The sequence below is a fragment of the Micromonospora sp. NPDC023814 genome (assembly GCF_040639595.1).
Classification (GTDB): Bacteria; Actinomycetota; Actinomycetes; order Mycobacteriales; family Micromonosporaceae; genus Micromonospora.
The window spans coordinates 1-2,872 of sequence record NZ_JBFAAF010000192.1; the positions used below are offsets into that span (position 1 = coordinate 1).

Annotated in this window: 2 protein-coding genes and 1 pseudogene; 1 reads left to right on the forward strand and 2 read right to left on the reverse strand. The window is 68.2% G+C overall.

Translation table 11 applies throughout. The annotated features are described in order from the left end of the window. Positions 1-586 precede the first annotated feature (586 nt). Positions 587-1,984, forward strand: a complete 1,398-nt coding sequence (locus AB0G14_RS35260) for an IS1380 family transposase (protein WP_357705079.1) — start codon at positions 587-589, stop codon at positions 1,982-1,984. 145 nt (positions 1,985-2,129) lie between these two features. Here the strand turns inward: AB0G14_RS35260 and AB0G14_RS35265 are convergent, their stop codons facing one another. After that, positions 2,130-2,255, reverse strand: coding sequence for a hypothetical protein (locus AB0G14_RS35265; protein ID WP_357705081.1), 126 nt, complete (start codon positions 2,253-2,255; stop codon positions 2,130-2,132). Between the two features lie 27 nt (positions 2,256-2,282). Continuing rightward, positions 2,283-2,708 (reverse strand): annotated as a pseudogene (locus AB0G14_RS35270) (ISAs1 family transposase); the annotation flags it as partial. Between the last annotated feature and the right edge of the window lie 164 nt (positions 2,709-2,872).

Below are 2,872 nucleotides of genomic sequence, written 5' to 3' on the forward strand. Positions count from 1 at the left end.
GGTTGACCCCTATCGAGTACGAGACCATCATGACCCCACTGGCCAGTCAGGCCGCGTGACTAAAACTGTCACCTATCGGTGCAGCAGACCCCTGTCCTCACGTCAGCGGGTCGCACACGCGCGTTGCTGTGCTCGCTTGCCGAAGATCAGCAGAACAGACGTAAGTCCTGCTCAGGCCGTGCTTCGGTCGGTTCGACGCGTCCTTGCCGAGACCCGGCGAAGTTGCCGCGCCGCGTCAGTTTACGGTGCCGCGAGAGCGTGGGCCAGCAGCTTGGCGAGTTTGGCTGCGCGTGCCGGGTGGTGATGGCCGACCCAGCGAACTCGTCCGATGAGGTATTGAGCGAAGTCGGCGTGGTCCGTCCGCTTCTGCATGGCGAGGCCGGTGCGGGCGGGGTTGTGGAGGATGGTGCGGAGCCGGTCGTACTCGTCGCGTGGTGTGGGGGCAGGGCCCCGGCAAAGTCGTTAGCCTCGGCCCTTCATTGAGGGCTGTCCAAGGAGTGGTCTGAAAGCAAAGAAGTGCCTTCTGATCAGGGAAAATGGGACTTGCTGAGGGTCCGATGTTCCTGTCACGGAAGGCACTTGCTGGGTGAAGGTTACCGCAACACGTCCGAAGATCATGGTGACCGGCGGTGGGCGGGGCGTAGTCGGGCACGTCGGTGCCCGCCTGCTCGCCGATCTGGCCGACGTAACAGGGTTGACCAGCGCGTTCAGCCTCGCGTTGGCGAAGTTGCGGCAGCGGCGGAGCAGCCACGACCCGGGCCGCGTCGCCGTGGATCTGGCGGTGATGCTCGCCGACGGCGGGGAGGCCATCGCCGATCTGGCGGTGCTGCGTGACCAGTACGCCCTGTTCGGGCTGGTCGCCTCGGACCCGACCGCGTGGCGGTTGTTGTCCCAACTGGACGAGCCGATGCTGGCCGAGCTGCGTGCCGCGCGGGCCCGAGCCCGCGAGGTCGCCTGGGCCCAGCACGCCGACCTGCACGGTGACCTGCCGGCGGTGCACGCGGCCGGCAGGCAGGTCGAGGGTCTGGTCCTGGACATCGACGCGACGATCGTGATCTGCCATTCCGAGAAGGAATCGGCGACCCGTACCTGGAAGAAGACCTTCGGCTATCACCCGCTGCTCTGCTTCCTGGACAACACCGGCCAAGCCCTCGCTGGCCTGTTGCGTGAGGGCCGGGCCGGCTCGAACACCACCGCGGACCACATCACCGTCCTGGACCAGGCCCTGGCCCAGATCCCCGACGCTGTCCGGCACGGCACCCCGATCCTGCTCCGCAGCGATTCGGCCGGCTCCAGCCACGGCTTCCTCGCCCACATCCGGTCCCTGCGCGAGCAGCACCTCGACATCCGGTTCTCCGTCGGCGCCGCGATCACCGAACCGATCCGGGCCGCGATCCAGGCTGCGACCGGCTGGATCCCCGCCGTCGATACCGACGGTGACCTGCGGGAACACGCCGAGGTCTGCGAGATCACCGGCCTGTTCGAAGCGGCTGGCTGGCCGCAGGGCACCCGGTTCCTGGTCCGCCGCGAACGCCCGCATCCCGGCGCTCAGCTGTCACTGTTCGACACCGTCGAAGGCTGGCGCCACCAGATCGTCGCCACCGACACCCCACCCGGCAACGGCGGCATCCAGCACCTGGAGGCCCGGCACCGCGCCCACGCCCGCGTCGAGGACCGCATCCGCACCGGCAAGGACACCGGCTTCGGCCGGTTCCCGTCCCGAGTGTTCGCGATCAACCAGGCCTGGCTCCAGTTGGCCTTGACCGGCATCGACCTACTCGCCTGGACCCAGACCCTGCTCCTCGACGGTGACCTCGCCCGCGCGGAACCCAAGAAACTGCGTTACCGGCTGCTGCACGTCGCCGCCCGCCTCACCCGCACCGCCCGCCGGACCCGACTTGCCATCGCCGCCGACTGGCCCTGGACCAACGCTCTGACCAGCGCATTCAACCGCCTCGCCGCACTGCCGCGACCCGCCGACTGACCCAGCAACCCCACACCCCGACCAGCAGCACAGAGGAACCCGGCCCAGCGCCGGGCCGCCAGCATGCCAGCGAACCGGTACGCGAACCCCGAACCGACTTCATCGAACAGCAGCTATGAACGGCCGCGGAAATGAAAGACCGAGGTTAGGTGATGCCGAGCAGTGCCGGCGGGCGGGTGCTGTCGCGGGCGTGATGCCGGTTGGCGGCGGCGATGTTGGTGACCCCGCTCAGGCGTAGGGCGCTGATGGCGGCGTTGCGCAGTGCGGCCATGACCTCGGGGCCGGTGCCGGTGCGGATCTGACTGCGATCCTCGTCGTAGGTGACGTCGCGGACCCGGTGGACCTTGTTCTCGATCGACCAGTGCCCGCGGGTCCATGCTGCCAGTTGTGCTGGTTTCGCCTGGTGGACGCGGAGATCGGTGATGGCGTAGACGGTCTCGGTGGTGAATCGTTTCGGCTGGTCCAGGCGGCGTCTGCGGCGGCGGATCTGGATGGCTTGGGCGGCGTGCGGGAAGTCGATGCCGGTGGAGATCGTCAGGATTTTCAGGCTGCGGATCTCGCGGCGGCCGTGCCCGCGGTCGGTGTCGCGGGTGGCGTCCGGGACTGCCCGCCAAGGCAGCGCGGTGAGCTGGGCGTGAAGGTGGGGTTGGTTGCCTTTGACGGTCAGGATCCAGTGCGCGCCGCGTTCGGCGAGGTAGTCGACGTGCTCGCGTTGACAGTGCAGGGGCGTCGGCGGTGATCACGGTGTCGCGGAGGTCGCCGATCTGGTCAAGCAGCGGTGCGAACCGGGTGATCTGACCGGAAAAACAACCGTAGGTGGGCAGGCGGCAGCGTCGGGGCGGAGCCCCGACGAGGGTTTCTGTTCTTGTCGGCTCGGTGTTGTCTGGT